The organism is Agilicoccus flavus, assembly GCF_014857905.1.
GTDB lineage: Bacteria > Actinomycetota > Actinomycetes > Actinomycetales > Dermatophilaceae > Agilicoccus > Agilicoccus flavus.
This window is the reverse complement of record NZ_JACYXE010000001.1, coordinates 194,527-213,359: the sequence shown is the minus strand read 5'-3', so window position 1 is coordinate 213,359 and position 18,833 is coordinate 194,527. Positions and strand designations below refer to the sequence as shown.

The following is an 18,833-nucleotide window of genomic DNA, read 5'->3' as shown; positions in this document are numbered from 1 at the left end:
GATCGACCCGTCGGAACTCCAGGCCGCCGGTGGGTGCTCTCAGGCGCCGCGGGGGTGCTCCGGCTCCCGCTCGTAGGGCGCCTGCCGGGTGGCCGTCACGGCGTGGGTCGCCGTCCACGCGCAGAAGATGCCGAGCAGGACGCCGACGACGATGTCGCTCACGTGGTGCGCGCCGCGGTAGAACCGGGCGAACGCGACGAGGATCGGCAGCACGACGCCGATCGTCATGATCGTCCGGCGCAGCCAGGCCCGCTCGATGCGGGCGGCGAGCAGGGCGATCGAGAGCCACAGCGCCATCGCGGCGGCGGCGTGGCCACTGGGGAAGCTCGAGGTCGGGGGCGCCTCGTCGGGGCGGCTCACCTCGGGGCGGGGCCGGCCGACGATGTGGGTGGCCGCGACGAAGATCGACGATTCGAGCGTGATCGCGAGCACCGGCACGATGCCGACCCACCAGCGTCGCGTGAGGAACCACACGAGCAGCGACGCGGCGATGCCGGTGCCGATCGTCATCCACGTGTCGGTGGAGCTCGACCACAGGTGCGTGAGGGTGTCGAAGATCGGGGTGCGCGCCTGTTCGGCCTGCTTCGACCAGGGCTCCTCGGCCTGCAGCTCCCCGAGCGGTCCCATGATGAGCTTGCCGAGCCCGACGATGAGGGCGAACACGACGAGCCCGGGCAGCAGTGCCCTCAGCGCGAGCTGCCGCAGGACCGTCGACGCCGCGGGCGGATGCGCGGCCGGCTCCCAGCGCCACGGGTGCGACCCGCGCCGGTCGTGCGGGTGGGTGTCAACGGTCCGGCTCTGGCTCATCCGGCGAGTATGACCCACCGCGGACGTGCCACGTCGGTCATCGGCGCCGCCGGCGGGGCAGGCCCGCGTAGCCGACCCAGGACGAGAACGCGAGGGCGAACGCGAGGAGCACGCCGCCGACCGTGTCGGAGGGGTAGTGGACGCCGAGGAACACCCGGTCGAGCATCGTCACGACGACGAGGACGCCGGCCACGGCGCAGGCGGCGACCCGCGCGGCCGGGCGGCGCAGCAGGGGCCAGAGCAGCACGAGGCAGCAGACGCAGGCCATCGTCATGTTGAACACGTGCCCCGAGGGGAAGCTCCAGCCGGGGGCCGCGCTGATCGGGTCGGCGTACTCGGGCCGCGCTCGTCGCACGAGGAGTTTGACGTCGAGGCCGAGATTCCACCCGACGAGCATGGTGGGCAGCGCCCACAGGGTGCGGCTGCGCAGGCCGCGGCGCCAGGCGAACACGAGCACCGGCACGGTCATCAGGTAGACGTAGCCCGGCAGGAACACCTCCTGCCAGGCGACGAGGGCCGACAGCAGCCCCGGGTGAGTGCGTGTGACGTCGGTGGCGGCGAGGATCGCGGCGCGGTCGAGGGGGACGAGGGGCCCGACCTGCGCCTTGACGACGCCGGCGAGCGCGCCGACCGGGAGGACCGTGAGGGCGGCGGCGAGGAGCCCTCGCCCGACCCGCGGGGCCAGCCGCCGCCCGAGCGAGACCAGCCGCCGCCGACCGAGGTCGGCGGCGGCTGGATCGGCCGGGGCGTGCGGGCGCGCCCGGGGCCGATCAGGCAACGCGCACCCGGAGGCTGTGCGGGCGCACCGCCAGGCGCAGGCGTCCGCCCGGCCCGATGGGGTCGCCGTCGAGCTGGACCTCCTGGTTGTTCCCCACCTCGAGCGACATGGTGCGGCAGCGGTGGTGCTCGATGCGGGGGTGGCCGAACCGGGAGCGGGTGAGGATGTGCGCCGCGACCGACAGCCAGTCGAGGACGAACCGCGGCGAGAGCAGGACGACGTCGAGGGACCCGTCGTCGGCCTCGGCCTGCGGCAGCAGCTCGACGCCGCCCTGCAGGCGGCCGACGTTGCCGATGACGATCGTGCGGATCTTGCGGTGGAAGGTCTTGCCCCCGTCGATCTGGACGTCGATGGGGAACCGCTTGCCGTGCAGGTGCTTCATCCCGGCGACGACGTAGGCGGGCCAGCCGAACTGGGCCTTGAGCTTCTCCGGCGCGTCGGCCATGACCGAGGCGTCGAAGCCGAGACCCGCCATGACGAGGAAGTAGTAGTCCTTCTCGTCGTCCTGCGTGTCGCCGGGGACCATGACGTTGATGGTGCCGACGTCGATGACGTCGGTGCGGCCGTTGAGGGCGACCTCGAGGGACTTCTCGAGGGAGTCGACCGGCAGCTCGAGGTTGCGCGCGAGCAGGTTGCCCGTGCCGCCCGGCAGCAGGCCCATCGGGGTCTCGGTGCCGACGAGCGCGGCCGCCACGGACCGCACCGTGCCGTCGCCGCCGAGCGGGCAGATCATGTCGACGCCCGCCTCGAGCGCCTCCTTGGCCTGGCCGGTGCCGGGGTCCTCGGCGGTCGTCTCGATCCACAGCGGCGCGGCCCAGCCGTTCGCGCGGCACACGCGCGTCACGGTCCGCCGGGTCTCCTCGACGTCGTCGAACTTGGTGGGGTTGACGATGATCGCCGCCCGGCGGCGCGACGACTCGTCGGCGGCGGGGGCGTCGAGAGGGTTGCCGGTCGGTTCCTCCTGGCGGGCCGCGCGAGGCCGCAGCGCGAGCAGGACGCCCAGCACGACGATGACGACGAGCAGGGCAGCGGCCACGATGAGGCCCACGGAGTTGTCCACGCGTTCACGGTACCGGCGCGGCGCCCGGCCTCGCCCCACGTGGGGTCCGGGTCGGCTCGCCCGCCCTCTCGCCGACCGGGCCGAGGTGCGAAACGTGCTGCGGGCGGGCGGCGCGGCTTCGTTACCCTCGGAGGGTGATCGACATCAAGTTCCTGCGCGAGAACCCCGACGTCGTGCGCGCCTCGCAGCGCGCCCGGGGCGAGGACCCGGCCACCGTGGACGCGGCCCTGGCCGCGGACGAGCGCCGCCGCGCCGCCCTCGGTGAGTTCGAGAGCACCCGCGCGGGGCAGAAGTCGACGAGCAAGGACGTCGGCGCCCGGATGGGTGCCCTCGCGAAGGCGACGAAGTCGGGGGCCGACCCCGCCCGGATCGCGGAGCTGACGGAGGAGGCCGACGCCGCCCGGGCCGCCGCGGCGCAGCTCTCGGAGCGGGTCAAGGCGCTCGAGGCCGAGTCGGGTCGGGCCGAGGCCGACCTCGCCACCGCGATGCGGCGCATCGGCAACGTCATCGTCGACGGGGTCCCCGCCGGCGGGGAGGACGACTTCGTCGTGCTCGAGACCCACGGCACCCCGCGCGACTTCGCCGCGGAGGGCTTCGAGCCCCAGGACCACTTCGCGCTGCTCGAGGGGCTCGGCGCGCTCGACACGGCCCGCGGCGTCAAGGCGGCCGAGTCGCGGTTCTACTACCTCATCGGGCAGGGTGCGCGCCTCGAGGCGGCCATGCTCGACCTCGCCCTCGCGACGGCCCACGAGCACGGCTTCACCCGCCTCGGCGTCCCCACCCTCGTCAACCCGGCGACGATGGCCGGCGCGGGGTTCCTCGACGCCCACGAGGACGAGGTGTACCGCCTCCGCGACGACGACCTGTTCCTCACCGGCACCTCGGAGGTCGCCCTCGCGGGGTTCCACGCCGGCGAGGTGATCGACCTGTCCGACGGACCGCGCCGGTACGTGGCGAACACGACGTGCTACCGCCGCGAGGCCGGCAGCTACGGCAAGGACACCCGCGGCATCATCCGCGTGCACCAGTTCCAGAAGGTGGAGATGTTCGTCTACTGCCGCCCGGAGGACGCGGCGGACGAGCACGCGCGCCTGCTGTCCTGGGAGAAGGACATGCTCGACCGCATGGAGGTGCCCTACCGCGTCATCGACGTCGCCGCCGGCGACCTCGGCGGCCCCGCGGCCCGCAAGTTCGACTCCGAGGGCTGGGTCCCCACCCAGGGCCGCTACCGCGAGCTCACGTCGACGTCGAACTGCACGACCTTCCAGGCGCGCCGGCTGAACGTGCGCGAGAAGCGGGAGGGCGGCAACCAGATCGTCGCCACCCTCAACGGCACCCTCGCGACGACCCGGTGGCTCGTCTCCATCGTCGAGAACCACCAGCGGCCCGACGGCACCGTCGACGTCCCCGCGGCCCTGCGCCCCTACCTCGGCGTCGACCGCCTCGTCCCCGGCGGGCGCTGAGGAGGAGGCTGCACCCGGGGGTATCGCCACGCCCGGGTCGATTCGCCGAGGTGGCCGCACGGCTGCGACGCTGCCGGGGTGACCGAGTCGCCCGCCATCATCGCCGTCGACATCGACGGGACCCTGCTCACCAGCTCCGGCACCGTGCTGCCCGGCACCCGGGCGGAGTTCGCGCGCGCCCGGGACGCCGGCGCGACGATCGCGCTCGCCTCGGGCCGCCCCGTCGTCGGCCTCCGGCGGCTGGTGCGCATGTCGTCCCTCGACGACCGCGGATTCGTGCTCATCGGCGTCAACGGCGCGATGAGCGTCGACGCCGACACGGGCGAGGTCGTCGCCCGGCGCCCGCTCGCCCTCGACGTCGTCGCCGACATCCTCGAGCTCGCGGAGCAGCACGACGTCCTCGTCATGCTGTGCAGCGGCGACCGCCTCGTCGTCGACCGCCCCGGCCATCCGCAGGTGTCCGTCGAGGCCGACGGCAACGAGCTGGCCGTCGAGGCGGTGCCGAGCCTCGCCGACGCCGTGTCCGCGGGCGCCGACACCGTGGTCGACAAGGTGCTCATGCACGCCGACCCGGCGCGGCTGCGGCCGTTCGGGGACGTGTTCGCCGACCGGTTCGCCGGCGTCACCGAGTTCGCGTTCTCGGCGCCCTTCTACTTCGAGGCGACCGCCCGCGGCGTCGACAAGGGCTCGGCCCTGGCCGATCTCGCCGCCGCCCGCGGCGTCGAGCTGTCCCGGTGCGTCGCGTTCGGCGACAACGGCAACGACCTGCCGATGCTGCGCGCCGCGGGCCTCGGGGTGGCGATGGCGAACTCGACCGCGGCCGTGCGCGCCGCGGCGGATCGGGTCACCGCCTCCAACGACGACGACGGCATCGCGGTCGTGCTCCGGGAGCTCTTCGGCGGGGGCGTCCCGGCGCCGGCCGTGCCCGAACCGACGGACGTCGAGCCGCTCCACGCCCTCGACCTGCGTGAACTCGGCGGGTCCGGGCACCCCGACGACGCGCCGGAGCAGGCCGCCCCGCCCTCGCACGAGTGAGCTCATCGGCCCGGGCGGACGTCGCGCGCCGGAGAGCGAGCGGTCCCGGCGGGTTCGGGTGAGCCGCCCGGTCCACCAGGCGGGCGGACCCGGGCTGCGCGCGGCCGGGCTCCTATCCTGGGACGCATGCGAGTTGCGGTCTTCGGTGCCACGGGTCAGGTCGGTCAGGTCATGCGCACGCTGCTGGAGCAGCGCAGCTTCCCGGTCGACGACATCCGCTACTTCGCCTCGGCGCGGTCGGCGGGTTCCACGCTGCCGTGGGCGGGCGGCGAGGTGACGGTGGAGGACTCGGCGACCGCCGACTTCTCCGGCATCGACGTCGCCCTGTTCTCCAACGGCGGGTCCGCGAGCAAGGAGTACGCCCCCAAGGTCGCCGCCGCCGGCGCGACGGTCATCGACAACTCCAGCGCCTGGCGCAAGGACCCCCAGGTCCCGCTCGTCGTCTCCGAGGTCAACGCCGACGACCTCCTCGACATCCCCAACGGGATCGTCGCCAACCCGAACTGCACGACGATGGCCGCGATGCCGGTGCTCAAGCCCTTGCACGACGAGGCCGGCCTCGTCACGCTGCGCGTCGCCAGCTACCAGGCCGTCTCCGGCTCCGGCGGCAAGGGCGTGCGCGAGCTCGACTCGCAGCTCCGGGGCGGGTACGCCGCGGGCGACCCGACCGGACTCGCGCTGCACGGCGACGCCGTGGCGCTCCCGGCCCCCCAGGCGTACGCCGTCAACATCGGCTTCAACGTCGTCCCCCTCGCGGGTTCGCTCGCCGACGACGGGTCCCTCGAGACCGACGAGGAGCAGAAGCTGCGCAACGAGTCGCGCAAGATCCTGCACGTCCCCGACCTGCGCGTCTCCGGCACGTGCGTGCGGGTGCCGGTGTTCAGCGGCCACGCGCTCGCGATCCACGCCGAGTTCTCGCGCGACATCACCCCGGAGCGGGCGCTGGAGATCCTCGGCGGCGCCAAGGGCGTCGTCGTCTCCGACGTGCCCAACCCGCTCGAGGCCACCGGCCGCGACGAGGTGTTCGTCGGCCGCGTCCGCGCGGACCAGGCGGCCCCGCAGGGCCGCGGTCTGTCCCTCTTCGTCGTCGGCGACAACCTGCGCAAGGGCGCGGCCCTCAACGCGGTGCAGATCGCCGAGGAGCTGCTCGCGCGCCGCTGACCCGCGCCGGCAGCGGCGGCCGTGCCCGCCCCTCGGGCGCCGTCACGCGCGGGATCAGGCGTCCCAGCGGCGGGTCGAGAGGACGAGGCGGTGCCCGCTCGGTGCCTCGACGGTGACGCCCCAGCGCCGCCAGTAGTCGACGTGGGCGTCGACACGGCGGCCGCCGTGCGCCTCGATGCGCGCGAGCCACCGCGGGTCGGGGTCGGCGCCGAGGTAGAGGACGACCGACCCGTCGTCGGTGCCGCCGGGGCGCGCCCCGTCCGGCGGGTGACCGGCCTCGACGAGTTCCAGGTGCCACGTGGCCCCCGCGGGTCCGACCATGAGCAGTGCGGGCTCGCCGTCCGTGCGGTCAGCACCGCCGGCACCGTGCACGCTCGGCCGGGCCGCCTTGCGGTAGCGCACGTCCAGGCCCACCCCGCCGACCCAGAACGTCTCCGCCGCCGCCAGATCCGCGACGAGATGCACGATGCGCAGGGGGGTCGCGGGACCGATCCGCTCCGGCGCGGCCGGTGTCGACGACGATCCGCCGGTGAATCCGTCGTGCACCCCTCGCACCCAGGCGGCGTGCCGCCGCGCCGAGGACGCGACGGCCTCGCGGGCGCCGGCGGCGATGCGGGGTTCGAAGTTCGAGTACAGGCGGTCGAACTCGACGGTCCCCACGTCGGCGGCGATGCGCTCGACGACGGCGGCCGACAGCGGGATCCGGTTGGGGTAGCTGCGCATGAACGCGACGGTGCGCCGGTCGGGGTTGACGGCGATCGTGTCGCCGGCGAGCAGGACGCCGCGGCCGTCGGCCCCGGGCCAGTGGACGACGGCGCTGCCGGGGAAATGGCCCCCGGGCTGCCAGGCGGTGACGCCGGGGACGAGGGTGACCCGGCCCTCCCAGAGCCGGAGCGCGTCCGGCCGGCGGCCGAGCCGGCCCTCGTCGGCGGCCGCGACCCACACGTCGACGTCGCCGAGGGCGCGCGACCAGGCCGAGGCCGGCCCGAACATGTGCGGGTGGCTCGGGACGATGGCCCGCATCGGGCCCAGCTCCCGCAAGGCCGATACCGCCTCGGCGGTGATGGCGGCCGGGACGTCGACCATGACGGTGCCGTGCGCGGTGCGGACGATCTTGGCCTGCTGGTCGATCCCGACGTCCTGCCCGTCGTCGGCGCGGACGACGAGACCGAACAGGTCCGGCTCGCGCTCGACGAGGTCGATGCGGCCGGTGAACTCGGCCGGGCGCATCCACCGCTGCACGCCGTCCGGCGGCAGGTACTGCCGCTCGTCGGCGCAGATCGGGCACAGCGGCGGGAGGTCGCGCGCGTCGTACTCGACGGCGCACGTGACGCACTGGACGAGGTCGTCGGGCAGGTACTCGGCCGGGGTGCGGGGGTCGGTCATGGCGGTCTCCCGGGTGTCGTCGACTGGGTCGGCGCCATCGTCATACCTGAAGTGGACGTCAGGTCAAGGCCGTCGCGGCGGGTCACACTGGGGCATGGCGCAGGACCTGTTGACGATCGGCGAGGTCGCCCACCGCTCCGGTCTCGCGGTGTCCGCGATCCGGCACTATGAGTCGCTGGGCCTGCTCGCGAGCACCCGCACCGGCGGCAACCAGCGACGCTTCGCCCGCTCCGCCCTGCGCCGCATCGCGGTCGTGCAGGCGGCGCAGCGGGTGGGGCTGTCGCTCGCCGAGATCGGCGAGGCGTTCGCGGCCTTCCCGCCCGACCACGCGCCCACCAAGCGCGACTGGGTGCGCCTCGGGCGGCGCTGGGGGCCGCGGCTGGACGCCAGGATCGCGCAGCTCGAGCAGGTGCGCGACGGTCTCGCGCTGTGCGTCGGGTGCGGCTGCCTGTCGATGCGCCAGTGCGCGATCTACAACCCCGGCGACGTGCTCGCCGGCGAGGGCGCCGGGCCGCGGCGGATCTTCCCGCGCGACGCCGGCCCGGGGCGTGAGCGGTGAGGGGCGCGGTCACCTCGTGTTCTCGCGCCCGCCGGGCCTGATTCACCCCGAATGTGCCCGGGTATCGATTGCAGCGCTCAGGGTGTTGAGAAGCGTGACGAACAGACCAGAGCGATCCGGGCCCCGCGTCGGGGCCGTGTGCGGCCGGGAGGGATCCCGCGCCGCCGAGCGGAGGGATCGCAGAACCACGAAGGACCCGAAGGACCCTGACATGACCCTCATGACCCCCATGCCCGCCGACTGCGTGTCGGCCCCCGGCGCCCCCCTGACCTTTCCCGGCGTGACCACCCCCGCCGGCCGCCACCTCGTGGCGATCGACATCGACGGCACGACCGTCCACCACGACGGCACCCTCACCTCGGCCGTCCACGACGCCGTGCGCCGCGTCGCCGAGGCCGGCCACGACGTCGTCGTCGCCACCGGCCGGTCGGTGCTCGCCGCCCGGCCCGTCATCGACGCGCTCGGGCTGCGCTCCGGGTACGCCGTCTGCTCCAACGGCGCGGTGACGATCGCCCTCGACCCCAGCCTGCCCGGCGGCCACGAGGTCGTCGACACCATGACCTTCGACCCCGGCCCGGCGCTCTCCCTGCTCGCGCGGGAGTGGCCGGAGGCGGTCTTCGCGGTCGAGCGGCTGGGGCTCGGCTTCGACGCCATCGCTCCGTTCGCGGAGGGCGAGCTCGACGGCGACGTCCGCGTCGTCGGCTGGGACGAGCTCGTCGCGCGGCCGACGACGCGCGTCACCTTCTACCACCCCGGCCTGCACGCCGAGGAGTTCGCCCGCGACGTCGAGGCCCTCGGGCTGCACGGGGTGAACTACGCCGTCGGCTTCACGGCCTGGCTCGACGTGACTCCCGAGGGGGTCTCGAAGGCGTCGGCGCTGGAGGGCGTGCGGCGCCGGCTGCGGGCCAACCGGTCCCGCACGGTCGCGGTCGGCGACCAGCGCAACGACCTCGAGATGTTCGAGTGGGCCGCCTGCGGCGTCGCGATGGGCAACGCGCCCGCCGAGGTGGCCGCGCGCGCCGACCTCGTCACCGCCCACGTGCACGACGACGGGCTGGCGCTGGTCCTCGACTCGATCCCGTCCCGGGGGTGACGTTCGTCGGCGCGTCCCTCGGACGTCGCCGTCCTTCTCGGGCGCGTCGCGGTGCCCCGGCCCTCGACTGCGTGCGGTGAGGGGGCCGCGCCGGGCGCCCCGGGCCGACGCGCCGCCCGCCGGGTCAGCGCGCCACTGCCGTCGGCGCGGGGGAGGCCACACCCGCGTTCCATCCCTCGTACGTCGCTGCGAGGCGCGCCGCGGCGCGGCCGTTTCCCCATTGAAGAACCTCCACCGTGTCGTCGCGGATGCCCTCGACGCTGCGGCCGGCGAAGCCCGTCCCGCGCGCGGCCTCGTTGAGCAGGGCGGCGGTCGCCGCGCGCACGAGCCGCCACGGTCGGTGGCACGTTCCCCGCTGCGGCGCGGGGGTGGCGAGCAGGTCCTGCAACCGGGCCGGGACGGCCCGCTCGCAGCGGCCCGGGAGGTCGAAGACGTCCGTCGTGAAGGTGCGCCGCCGCACCTGCCGGTGGTCGAGCGTCACCGCGGGCCACGTCACGGACGCCTCCGCCCACGCCTGCGCGTCGCGCATGGGGGGCGGCTCGATCGTCACGTCCGCCCGCGCGGAGATCGTGTTCGTCGGACCCGTGCCGTCGGTGAGCTCGATGGACACCGTCTCGCTCATCGTGGCGCCCGGGGCGCCCCGCACGACCGCCGTGAAGGAACACGACTGGTACGCCACGGTGCCGGGGCACGTGTTGGCGGTCACCTCGGGGTTGTCCGGGTCGAGCAGGCCGCCGTGCGCGGCGGACGTCAGGGCTGTGGTGTCCGGCATGGGCCGCCAGGGGACGACGAGCCCCTTGTCGACGTGGAAGCGGACCAGGGTGCCCGACGGCGCCCGGCCGGGTTCGGCCCGCAGGGACAGGGTGGCGATGGGGACGACGTCGGTGAACGCCCACGTGCCGGTGATCCTGTCGGTGACCCGGGTGCCGCCCGCCGTGGCCGACGCCTCCGCCGTGAACGTCGCCGTCGTCCCGGGCGTGCCCTCGGGCGGCACGAGGTAGTCGCCGCACGTGAGGTGTCCGCCCGGGGCCACGGTGGCCTCTCCCGGACACTGGCCGAGCGGCTGCCCCGCCACGACGACCGTCGGCGACGTCAGCGGCACGTCGCCGGTGTTGACCACGGTGACGAGGATGATGCCCGGCGTCCGGTAGTCCCGGTACTCGGGCGCCTCCCGCCTGATGTCGCGGGTCCCGTCGGGACCGGCCCCGAACACGATCCTCATGCCCGGCCCCGCCCCCGGCCCCGCCCCCGGCCCCGCCCCAGGCCCCGCCTTCGGCGCCGCCTGGGCGGGTGCGGCCGCCCCACCTCCCAGCGCCACGGCGACAGCGTCGCCCCGATCCATCGCCGACTCGTGCGCAGCATGACGAAATCCCGCAGCATGACGAACTCCCTTGTGTCGTCCCGACTCTGCCCCCGGGCCCCCCGACCCTGCTGCCAGTGTGCGCCTTGCCGTTAGGGTCGGGGGGTGAGTGAGCAGAAGTGGTGGTCCAACGCCGTCGTCTACCAGATCTACCCGCGGAGTTTCGCGGACGGGAACGGCGACGGGGTGGGTGACCTGCCGGGCATCCTGGCGCACCTCGACCACGTCGCCTCGCTCGGCGTCGACGTCGTCTGGCTGAGCCCGGTCTACCGCTCACCGATGGACGACAATGGATACGACATCAGCGACTACGAGCACGTCGACCCGCTGTTCGGGACCGACGCGGACCTCGACGCGGTCATCGCCCGGTGCCACGAGCTGGGCCTGAAGCTCGTCATGGACCTCGTCGTCAACCACACCTCCGACGAACACGAGTGGTTCGAGCAGTCCCGCCGCGGCGTCGACGACCCGAAGCGCGACTGGTACTGGTGGGCGCCGCCGCGTGCGGGGCACGTCGGCGGGCAGCCGGGGGCGGAGCCCACGAACTGGACGTCCTTCTTCTCCGGCAGCACGTGGGAGTGGGACGAGGCGAGCGGCGAGTACTACCTCCACCTCTTCAGCCGTCGACAGCCCGACCTGAACTGGGAGAACCCGCAGGTCCGCGACGCCGTCTACGCGATGATGAACCGGTGGCTCGACCGCGGCGTCGACGGCTTCCGCATGGACGTCGTCAACCTCATCTCCAAGGCGGTCCGCCCCGACGGGACGCTGCCCGACGGGGATGCGGCGCCCGGTGAGTTCCTCGGCGACGGCATGCCGTTCACGATGAACGGGCCGCGCATCCACGAGTTCCTCCACGAGATGCACGAGCGGGTCTTCGCGGGTCACCCCGGCCGCGAGCTCATCACCGTGGGCGAGATGCCCGGCGTCACGATCGACGAGGCCCGCAAGTTCACCGACCCCGCCCGCGCGGAGGTCGACATGGTGTTCCAGTTCGAGCACGTCGGCCTCGGCCGCGGCCCGAACGGCAAGTTCGACACCGTGGACGTGGACCCGCTCGAGCTCAAGGACAGCCTGTTCCGCTGGCAGGAGGGACTGGCCGACGTCGGCTGGAACTCCCTGTACTGGTGCAACCACGACCAGCCCCGGCCGGTCTCGCGGTTCGGGGACGACTCCGACGAGCACCGCGTCGCCTCCGCCACGGCCCTCGCGACGATCCTCCACCTCCAGCGGGGCACGCCGTACGTGTACCAGGGCGAGGAGATCGGGATGCGCAACGTGCCGTTCGCGACGATCGACGACGCGCAGGACATCGAGTCGCGCAACGCGTACGCGGACGCCCTCGCCAACGGCGGTGACCCGGGGGCCGTGCTCGAGGGGATCCGCGCCGTGGGCCGCGACAACGCTCGTACCCCGATGCAGTGGACCTCGGGCGCGCACGCGGGGTTCACGACGGGCACGCCGTGGCTGCCCGCGGGCCCCGACCACGACCGCGTCAACGTCGCGGCGCAGGACGACGACCCCGACTCGGTGCTCGCGCACTACCGCCGCCTCATCGCCCTGCGCCACGAGGACGACACGGTCGCCCTCGGCGACTTCACGGCGCTCGCGCCGCGCGATCCGCGGGTGTGGGCGTTCACCCGACGCCGGGGCGACGACGAGCTGCTCGTCCTCGCCAACTGCTCTGGCGACGACGTCGAGGTCGAGGGCCTGCCCGAGGAGGTCGTGGCGGCCTACGCCGACGCGCGCCTCGTGCTGGGCAACCGCACGCGCGGTGGCCGGCCCGAGCCGACCGCGGCTCCGCGGCGGCTGCGGCCCTGGGAGGCCGTCGTCCTGCGCGCCTGAGCGTCCAGGTCGGATGTCCGTGACGCGTCCAAGACGGTGGATGGCGTTCCAGGACGTCCGACAAAGACGCGTCCAAGACGCGACAATGCGTGAAAGAAGGTCATTGCGGGGCGAAAGAGAGTCGATAAGTCGGACGTCTTGACGTCTGCTTCATACGACGTCAGCACCGCTGAACAGAAATCTTGTTCGACGCTCTCGCCGGCCAGTCCCTGGGTGACGGTTGAATCTTTGAGGACCTTGAGAAAAAGGGTGGGAGCGGGCGATCCGGAGCCGATGAGGTGAGCAGTACCCGCTCCGTCTCAAAGGAATGAGAAGGCCATGACCAAGGATCAGGTCGTCACCGCCGGCGCACCCGCCGACGCCACCGTCGTCCGCCCCGCCGACGCCGCCCTCTTCGAGAACCACCTCGAGCTCGCCGCGTACCTGCGCGGCTGGGCCACCGCCCTGGCGCGCGAGGTCGGCGACGACCGCCGCGCGCCGGTGGACGAGGCCGACTTCCTGCGCGGCTACGGCCGGGCCCTCGTCGACCTCGCCGGGCACCTGAGCATCGGCGACGCCCTGCCGGGCGGGCCGCTCGCCGCGCGCTGACCGATCGCGAGACGCCCTGCGCGCCACGCGACGCAGGTGTGATGCTGGACCCGCCATGAACGACATCGTCATCACGAGCGCCGCCAACCCTCGCCTCAAGTCCCTCATCGCGCTGCGCCGTCGGCGCGCCCGGGACGAGGAGGGGGTCACCCTCGTCGACGGCTACGAGGAGCTCGCGCTCTGCCTCGCCGCCGGGGGGCGGGTGCGCTCGCTGTACGTGTGCCCGGAGCTCATGCACGCCTCCGACGACCTCGACCGCGTGCGCGAGGGTCTCCCGCCCGGCACCGAGACGGTCCGCCTCGGGCGCGCGGCGTTCGAGAAGGTGGCCTACCGCGAGGGCCCCGACGGGTTCCTCGCGGTCGCGCAGGCCCCGGGCCGGCCGCTCGACGAGCTCACGCCGACCGACGACGTGCTGGCCCTCGTGTGTCAGGGCGTCGAGAAGCCGGGCAACCTCGGTGCGATGCTGCGCACGGCCGACGGCGCCGGCGTCGAGGCGGTCGTCGCCGCCGACCCGGTCACCGACTGGGGCAACCCCAACCTCGTCCGGTCGAGCAAGGGCACCGTGTTCTCGGTGCCCGTCGCCTCCGCGGACACGGCGGCCACCCTCGCGTGGCTGGAGCGCCACGACATCGCCCTCGTCGCGACCACCCCCGACACCGACGTGCTGCACACCGACGTCGACTACCGCGGGCGCGTCGCCGTGGCGGTGGGCGCCGAGAAGACCGGCCTGTCCGACGACGTGCTCGCCGCGGCCACCCACCGGGTGCGCATCCCCATGGTGGGCCGCGCCGACTCCCTCAACGTCGCGACGTCCGCCGCGATCGTCCTCTACGAGGCGGTCCGCCAGCGCGCCGCCGTCGTCCGGGCCTGACCCGCTCCCGATCCGGTCGGAGCGTCGCGGGCCGCGCGCAGGGGTCGCCTGCGGCCGCGCTCCGGGCCGTGCCAGTCTTGTCCTCATGCGACTCGACCACGTGTCCTACGCGGCAGAACCCGACGGCCTCGCGGCGACGGCGGGCAGGCTCGCCGATGCGCTCGGGGTGCGCTCGGTCAACGGCGGGGTCCACCCGAGCTTCGGCACCCGCAACGTCATCCTGCCGTTGGCGCAGGGCCGCTACGTGGAGGTCGTCGAGGTGCTCGACCACCCCGCATCGGACAAGGCGCCGTTCGGTCAGGCCGTCCGGGCCTGCTCGGCGACCGGCGGCGGCTGGATGGGGTGGGTGTGCCGCGTCGACGACATCGCGGAGGCCGAGTCCCGCCTCGGCCGCGAGAGCGCGCCGGGCCACCGCGTCTTTCCCGACGGCCGTGACCTGCGCTGGCGGCAGGTCGGCGTGCGCGGGCTCCTCAACGATCCGCAGCTGCCGTTCTTCGTCCAGTACGAGAACCCCGAGCTGCATCCCTCCCTCGCCGTCGACGAGGAGCCGAGCGTGCGGCTCGTGGGCCTGACCATCGCCGGTGACGCCCAGCGCGTCCGCGACTGGGTCGGCCTCGACGGCGAACCCCTCGTCTCCGACCTGACGTTCGACTTCGTGGCCCCCCACGGGACCGCCGGCCTGCTCTCGGTCGACTTCGCCGGGCCGAGCGGGACCGTCACGGTCTGAGGCGGGGCCACCCGCTCACGTCGTGGGGTCGGCGGTCCGGTCCGGTGCTCCCAGGTAGCGGGTCAGGAAGTCGACGACCCGGTCCTGCAGGGCCGGCGTCGTGAAGAAGCGCGGGTCGGCGTGGCCCGCGTCGATCGTCTCGACCTGCGCCGGCACCCCGGCCGAGGTCAACGCCTGTGCGGCCCGACGGGACTGCGCGGCCGGGACGACGCAGTCGCGGCGGCCGTGGAGGAAGAACGTCGGGGCCGAGGAGGGCGAGACGTGCCCGATCGGGCTCGCCGCGTCGGCGGCCCGAGCCGCGGCCGGGGCCGCCGGGTCGGCGCCGATGAGCCGGCCCTCGGGGGAGGCGCGGCCCGCGTCGCCGGTCCCGCAGCCCGCGGCCACGCGGTCGGCGACCAGGCGCCGCAGGTCGGCGACGCCGTAGTAGCTGACGACGGCCACGACGTCGCTCTTCGCCCCGTTCGTCACCCCCAGGGTCCCCTCGGCCGCGGCGTCGCCCCGGGTGTCGCCGACGAGCTGCGCCAGATGCCCGCCCGCCGACTCGCCGACGACGGCGATGCGGTCGCGGTCGAGCCCGTACCGGCCGGCGTGCGCGTAGAGCCAGCGCACGGCCGCCTTGGCGTCGTGGAGCTGAGCGGGCATCCGGGCGACGTCGGTGAACCGGTAGCCGATGCTCGCCGTCGCCCACCCCTGCTCGAGCAGCCGGGTGCGCAGGGCGGCGAAGTTCGTGCCGTCGCGGCGTTCGAACGAGCCGCGGTCGCCCTCCTTCCAGGCGCCGCCGTGGATGAACACGACGACGGGGCGGGGGCCGCGGTAGCCGCCGGGCACGGTGAGGTCGAGCTTCTGGGCCTCGTCGCCGCCGGCGACGTACGCCCGGTCCAGCAGGTGCGTCGCCGGCACGACGGTCGGCTCGGGAGTCGGCGGGGTCGGGTGCGCCGACCGCACCTGTTCCGGCGTGAGCGGCGGCGGGCCCGACGCGCAGGCGGACAGGACGGCGGGGGCGAGCAGCAGGCCGGTGAGCACCGCGCGCCCGACGGCGCGACTCACCGGGCCACCCGGTCCTCGCGCGCCACGCCCCGCAGCCGGAGGCTGTTGCACACGACGATGACGCTCGAGGCGGCCATCGCCGCGCCCGCGATCATCGGGCTGAGCAGACCGAACACGGCCAGGGGGATGGCGGCCACGTTGTAGGCGAAGGCCCAGAAGAGGTTCTGCCGGATGATCGACAACGTCTTGCGGGAGAGGGTGATGGCGTCGGCGACCGCCCCGAGGTCGGGGCGCACGAGCACGATGTCGGCGGATTCCGCCGCCACGTCGGTGCCCGAGCCCATCGCGAGCCCGAGGTCGGCCGCCGCGAGGGCTGCCGCGTCGTTGACACCGTCGCCGACCATGGCGACCACCTTGCCACGGCCCTGCAGGCGCGTCAGGGCGTCGTGCTTGCCGTCGGGCCGGACGCCGGCGAGGACGTGGTCCTCGTCGATGCCGACCTGGGCCGCGACCGCCCGCGCCGTGGTCTCGTCGTCGCCCGTGAGCAGGTAGGTGGTGAGGCCGAGGTCGTGGAGGGCCTCGATCGCGGCCGCGGAGGTGGGGCGCACCTCGTCGGCGACGGTGAGTGCCGCCCGGGCCGTGAGCGGTTCGCCCCAGCCGACGTACACGGTGGTGCCGACGACGTCGGGCTCGGCGATCTCGGGCGGGACGACGTCGAAGAGGTCGGCGCGGCCGACGGTGACGGCCGTGCCCTTGATCCGGCCGCGTACGCCGCTGCCGGGCAGGTTCTCGAAGCCCGTGACGTCGGGGCGCTCGAGGCCGCGGTGCTCCGCGGCGCCGACGACGGCGCGGGCGACCGGGTGCTCGCTGCGGGCCTCGACCGCGGCGGCGGCCTGCAGCGCGGCGGTCGCGGTGAGGCGGCCCACGGTGGCCACGTGGACGAGCCGCATCGTGCCCGTCGTGACGGTCCCGGTCTTGTCGAGGACGACGGTGTCGACGGCGCGGGTGCTCTCGAGGACCTCCGGACCCTTGATGAGCACGCCCAGCTCGGCGCCGCGGCCGGTGCCGGCGAGCAGCGCCGTCGGCGTGGCGAGCCCGAGCGCGCACGGGCAGGCGATGACGAGGACCGTGACGGCGGCGGACAACGCCGCGGCCGCGCCCCCGCCGGCGAGGAGCCATCCGACGAACGTCAGGGCCGCGATGAGCAGGACCACCGGCACGAAAACGGCCGAGACGCGGTCGGCGAGCCGCTGGATGGGGGCCTTGCCCGTCTGCGCCGCCTCGACGAGACGGGTGATGCCCGCGAGTGTCGTGTCGGAGCCGACCCGCGTGGCCCGCACGACGAGCGACCCGGACGCGTTGACGGCGCCCCCGGTGACCTCGTCGCCCCGCTCGACCTCCACCGGGAGCGACTCGCCCGTGACGAGGGAGAGGTCGACCGCGCTCGCCCCGTCGACGACCACGCCGTCGGCGGCGATCTTCTCGCCGGGCCGGACGAGGAAGTGGTCGTCGACGCCGAGCTCCGCGACGGGAGCGCGGCGCTCGCCGGCGGCGTCGAGGACGAAGCGCCCGCCTTCGTCGCGCCCGTCGACGAGGGTGACCTCCTTGGCGCCGAGCTCGAGCAGGCTCGTCAGGGCCGACTTCCCGCGCCGCTTCGCGCGGGCCTCGGCCACCCGCCCGGCCAGCAGGAACGTCGTGACGACCGCCGCGGTCTCGTAGTAGAGGTGGCCGTCGCCGCTGCCGGTGAGGGTCGCGGCGAGCGACCAGCCGAACGCGGCGAGGACGCCGATGGACACGAGCGTGTCCATCGTCGACGCGCCGTGGCGCGCGTTGATCGCCGCGGCGCGGTGGAAGGGGTAGGCGCACCAGGCGACGACCGGCGTCGCGAGTGCGAGCTGCACCCACGCCCCGGCCCCGCCCAGCGCGTGGTGCACGGCGGGCACCATCGCGACGACGACGAGCGGCACGGTGAGGACGGCGGCGACCAGGAGCCGGCGCTGCAGGTCGGCCGCCCCGAAGAACGCCCCGAACCGGTCCCGGAGGCCCGCCGGCGCGGGGCCCCCACCGCCGGACGCGCCGGCGCCGCCGGGCGTCGCCGCGTCTCCGGCCCCGTCGGCCTCCCCGGTCCACTCGGGATCCGAGACGCTCGGCCCGGCGCCCGGAGCGTCGGCGAGGGCGCCCGAGCGTCCGGATCCGTCCGGCCGGTCGGCACCGCCGGACCCGCGCAGGACGTCCGCCCGGTATCCCGTCTTCTCGACGGTCCCGACGATGTCCGCCGGCGTCAGCGGCTCGTCGTAGCGGACGTGCGCCCGCTCGGTGGCGAGGTTGACGCTCGCCTGCACGCCCTCGAGCTTGTTGAGCTTGCGCTCGACCCGGGTGGCGCACGACGCGCACGTCATCCCGCCGATGGCGAGATCGAGGTGGCGGGTCGGGTCCGTGGCGGTGGTCATGGTGTCCTCGCTCGGATGCGGTGGTGCGGGAGGTCGGTCGAGGGTGGGATCAGAAGGTGACGGTGTAGTCGCCGGCCTCGGCGACGGCCTCGCGCACGGCGTCGGGGGCCAGGGGGCCCTCGCTGCGCACCGTGACGGGCGAGTCGCCGCCGGCGACGAGGTCGACGTCGACCCCCTCGACGCCCGGCAGGTCGGTGAGCTCCGCCGTGACGGCGCTCGTGCAGTGTCCGCAGGTCATGCCCGCGACGGTGAACGTGGTGGTGGTCATCAGGGTTCCTCCTCGTGGATGGGCGGGTGACGGGTGCACCTCGGACGGCGTGGGCGCCGGACGCCGGGGCGCGAACGGGTCAGGTGCGCAGCAGGCGCGCGACGGCCTGGGTGGCCTCCTCGACCTTGGCGGTGGCGGCCTCGTCGGACTCGCGCGCGGCCTCGACGACGCAGTGGTCGAGGTGGTCCTGCAGCAGGGTCAGCCCGACGGACTGCAGCCCCTTGGTCACCGCGCTGATCTGGGTGAGGACGTCGATGCAGTACGTGTCCTCCTCGACCATGCGCGTCAGGCCGCGGACCTGTCCCTCGATGCGGCGCAGCCGCGCCCGCAGCGCGTCCTTCTCGTCCGCGTACCCGGCCATGGCCGCCTCCCGATCCCGTGCTCTTCGTGCAGGG

Annotated in this window: 18 protein-coding genes; 9 read left to right on the top strand and 9 right to left on the bottom strand. The window is 74.4% G+C overall.

Features of this window, described 5'->3' with window-relative positions; genetic code table 11:
• Positions 1-39 precede the first annotated feature (39 nt).
• From ICW24_RS00905 to ICW24_RS00895, 3 genes are read right to left on the bottom strand one after another with little or no spacing between them, the layout of a single operon-like run.
• Positions 40-807, bottom strand: a complete 768-nt coding sequence (locus ICW24_RS00905) for a phosphatase PAP2 family protein (RefSeq protein WP_226343833.1) — start codon at positions 805-807, stop codon at positions 40-42.
• 37 nt (positions 808-844) lie between these two features.
• Positions 845-1,585, bottom strand: a complete 741-nt coding sequence (locus ICW24_RS00900) for a phosphatase PAP2 family protein (RefSeq protein WP_226343832.1) — start codon at positions 1,583-1,585, stop codon at positions 845-847.
• On the bottom strand, positions 1,578-2,645 hold the full coding sequence (locus tag ICW24_RS00895; RefSeq protein WP_226343831.1) for a diacylglycerol/lipid kinase family protein: 1,068 nt from the start codon (positions 2,643-2,645) through the stop codon (positions 1,578-1,580). The genes ICW24_RS00900 and ICW24_RS00895 overlap by 8 nt, the downstream gene beginning before the upstream one ends.
• Before the next feature lie 134 nt (positions 2,646-2,779).
• On the opposite strand from ICW24_RS00895, the gene serS reads away from it, so the two are divergent.
• From serS to ICW24_RS00880, 3 genes are all read left to right on the top strand, one after another.
• Positions 2,780-4,108, top strand: a complete 1,329-nt coding sequence (serS, locus tag ICW24_RS00890) for a serine--tRNA ligase (RefSeq protein ID WP_226343830.1) — start codon at positions 2,780-2,782, stop codon at positions 4,106-4,108.
• A 78-nt stretch (positions 4,109-4,186) separates the two neighbouring features.
• Entirely contained in the window at positions 4,187-5,143 is a 957-nt protein-coding gene (locus ICW24_RS00885) for a Cof-type HAD-IIB family hydrolase (protein ID WP_226343829.1), read from the top strand.
• Between the two features lie 126 nt (positions 5,144-5,269).
• On the top strand, positions 5,270-6,304 hold the full coding sequence (locus tag ICW24_RS00880) for an aspartate-semialdehyde dehydrogenase (protein WP_226343828.1): 1,035 nt from the start codon (positions 5,270-5,272) through the stop codon (positions 6,302-6,304).
• Between the two features lie 54 nt (positions 6,305-6,358).
• Here the strand turns inward: ICW24_RS00880 and ICW24_RS19495 are convergent, their stop codons facing one another.
• Positions 6,359-7,690 (bottom strand): hypothetical protein, encoded by a 1,332-nt coding sequence (locus tag ICW24_RS19495; RefSeq protein ID WP_307781267.1) that lies wholly within the window; start codon positions 7,688-7,690, stop codon positions 6,359-6,361.
• A gap of 94 nt (positions 7,691-7,784) precedes the next feature.
• On the opposite strand from ICW24_RS19495, the gene soxR reads away from it, so the two are divergent.
• Positions 7,785-8,249 (top strand): redox-sensitive transcriptional activator SoxR, encoded by a 465-nt coding sequence (soxR, locus tag ICW24_RS00870; RefSeq protein ID WP_226343827.1) that lies wholly within the window; start codon positions 7,785-7,787, stop codon positions 8,247-8,249.
• Between the two features lie 211 nt (positions 8,250-8,460).
• Entirely contained in the window at positions 8,461-9,342 is an 882-nt protein-coding gene (locus tag ICW24_RS00865; protein ID WP_307781266.1) for an HAD family hydrolase, read from the top strand.
• 124 nt (positions 9,343-9,466) lie between these two features.
• On the opposite strand, the gene ICW24_RS00860 is transcribed toward ICW24_RS00865, so the two are convergent.
• Positions 9,467-10,564 (bottom strand): hypothetical protein, encoded by a 1,098-nt coding sequence (locus ICW24_RS00860; protein ID WP_226343826.1) that lies wholly within the window; start codon positions 10,562-10,564, stop codon positions 9,467-9,469.
• Between the two features lie 243 nt (positions 10,565-10,807).
• Here ICW24_RS00860 and ICW24_RS00855 point away from each other — a divergent pair, with 243 nt between their 5' ends.
• The 4 genes from ICW24_RS00855 to ICW24_RS00840 all read left to right on the top strand — a co-directional run bounded on the left by ICW24_RS00855 (position 10,808) and on the right by ICW24_RS00840 (position 14,733).
• Positions 10,808-12,547: a glycoside hydrolase family 13 protein gene (locus tag ICW24_RS00855; RefSeq protein WP_226343825.1), complete on the top strand. Its 1,740-nt coding sequence runs from the start codon at positions 10,808-10,810 to the stop codon at positions 12,545-12,547.
• 318 nt (positions 12,548-12,865) lie between these two features.
• Entirely contained in the window at positions 12,866-13,135 is a 270-nt protein-coding gene (locus tag ICW24_RS00850; protein WP_226343824.1) for a hypothetical protein, read from the top strand.
• Positions 13,136-13,190: 55 nt separating this feature from the next.
• Complete coding sequence (locus ICW24_RS00845; protein WP_226343823.1) at positions 13,191-14,006, top strand: RNA methyltransferase; 816 nt, start codon at positions 13,191-13,193, stop codon at positions 14,004-14,006.
• 85 nt (positions 14,007-14,091) lie between these two features.
• The gene (locus ICW24_RS00840) at positions 14,092-14,733 is read left to right on the top strand and encodes a VOC family protein (RefSeq protein WP_226343822.1); all 642 of its coding nucleotides are present in this window, start codon (positions 14,092-14,094) and stop codon (positions 14,731-14,733) included.
• A gap of 15 nt (positions 14,734-14,748) precedes the next feature.
• Here ICW24_RS00840 and ICW24_RS00835 read toward each other — a convergent pair whose 3' ends face one another.
• From ICW24_RS00835 to ICW24_RS00820, 4 genes are all read right to left on the bottom strand, one after another.
• Complete coding sequence (locus tag ICW24_RS00835; protein ID WP_226343821.1) at positions 14,749-15,780, bottom strand: alpha/beta hydrolase; 1,032 nt, start codon at positions 15,778-15,780, stop codon at positions 14,749-14,751.
• On the bottom strand, positions 15,777-18,170 hold the full coding sequence (locus ICW24_RS00830; protein ID WP_226343820.1) for a heavy metal translocating P-type ATPase: 2,394 nt from the start codon (positions 18,168-18,170) through the stop codon (positions 15,777-15,779). The genes ICW24_RS00835 and ICW24_RS00830 overlap by 4 nt, the downstream gene beginning before the upstream one ends.
• A 49-nt stretch (positions 18,171-18,219) precedes the next feature.
• Entirely contained in the window at positions 18,220-18,438 is a 219-nt protein-coding gene (locus ICW24_RS00825) for a heavy-metal-associated domain-containing protein (protein ID WP_226343819.1), read from the bottom strand.
• A 79-nt stretch (positions 18,439-18,517) separates the two neighbouring features.
• Positions 18,518-18,799, bottom strand: a complete 282-nt coding sequence (locus ICW24_RS00820) for a metal-sensitive transcriptional regulator (RefSeq protein ID WP_226343818.1) — start codon at positions 18,797-18,799, stop codon at positions 18,518-18,520.
• Positions 18,800-18,833: the final 34 nt, after the last annotated feature.

Excerpts from the sequence above, each read along its gene's own strand:
- ICW24_RS00860 (WP_226343826.1), bottom strand. The coding sequence starts at position 10,564 with ATGAGGATCGTGTTCGGGGCCGGTCCCGACGGGACCCGCGACATCAGG.
- ICW24_RS00840 (WP_226343822.1), top strand. The coding sequence starts at position 14,092 with ATGCGACTCGACCACGTGTCCTACGCGGCAGAACCCGACGGCCTCGCG.
- soxR (WP_226343827.1), top strand. The coding sequence starts at position 7,785 with ATGGCGCAGGACCTGTTGACGATCGGCGAGGTCGCCCACCGCTCCGGT.
- ICW24_RS00845 (WP_226343823.1), top strand. The coding sequence starts at position 13,191 with ATGAACGACATCGTCATCACGAGCGCCGCCAACCCTCGCCTCAAGTCC.
- ICW24_RS00880 (WP_226343828.1), top strand. The coding sequence starts at position 5,270 with ATGCGAGTTGCGGTCTTCGGTGCCACGGGTCAGGTCGGTCAGGTCATG.
- ICW24_RS00830 (WP_226343820.1), bottom strand. The coding sequence starts at position 18,170 with ATGACCACCGCCACGGACCCGACCCGCCACCTCGATCTCGCCATCGGC.
- ICW24_RS19495 (WP_307781267.1), bottom strand. The coding sequence starts at position 7,690 with ATGACCGACCCCCGCACCCCGGCCGAGTACCTGCCCGACGACCTCGTC.
- ICW24_RS00820 (WP_226343818.1), bottom strand. The coding sequence starts at position 18,799 with ATGGCCGGGTACGCGGACGAGAAGGACGCGCTGCGGGCGCGGCTGCGC.
- ICW24_RS00850 (WP_226343824.1), top strand. The coding sequence starts at position 12,866 with ATGACCAAGGATCAGGTCGTCACCGCCGGCGCACCCGCCGACGCCACC.
- ICW24_RS00865 (WP_307781266.1), top strand. The coding sequence starts at position 8,461 with ATGACCCTCATGACCCCCATGCCCGCCGACTGCGTGTCGGCCCCCGGC.
- ICW24_RS00905 (WP_226343833.1), bottom strand. The coding sequence starts at position 807 with ATGAGCCAGAGCCGGACCGTTGACACCCACCCGCACGACCGGCGCGGG.
- ICW24_RS00825 (WP_226343819.1), bottom strand. The coding sequence starts at position 18,438 with ATGACCACCACCACGTTCACCGTCGCGGGCATGACCTGCGGACACTGC.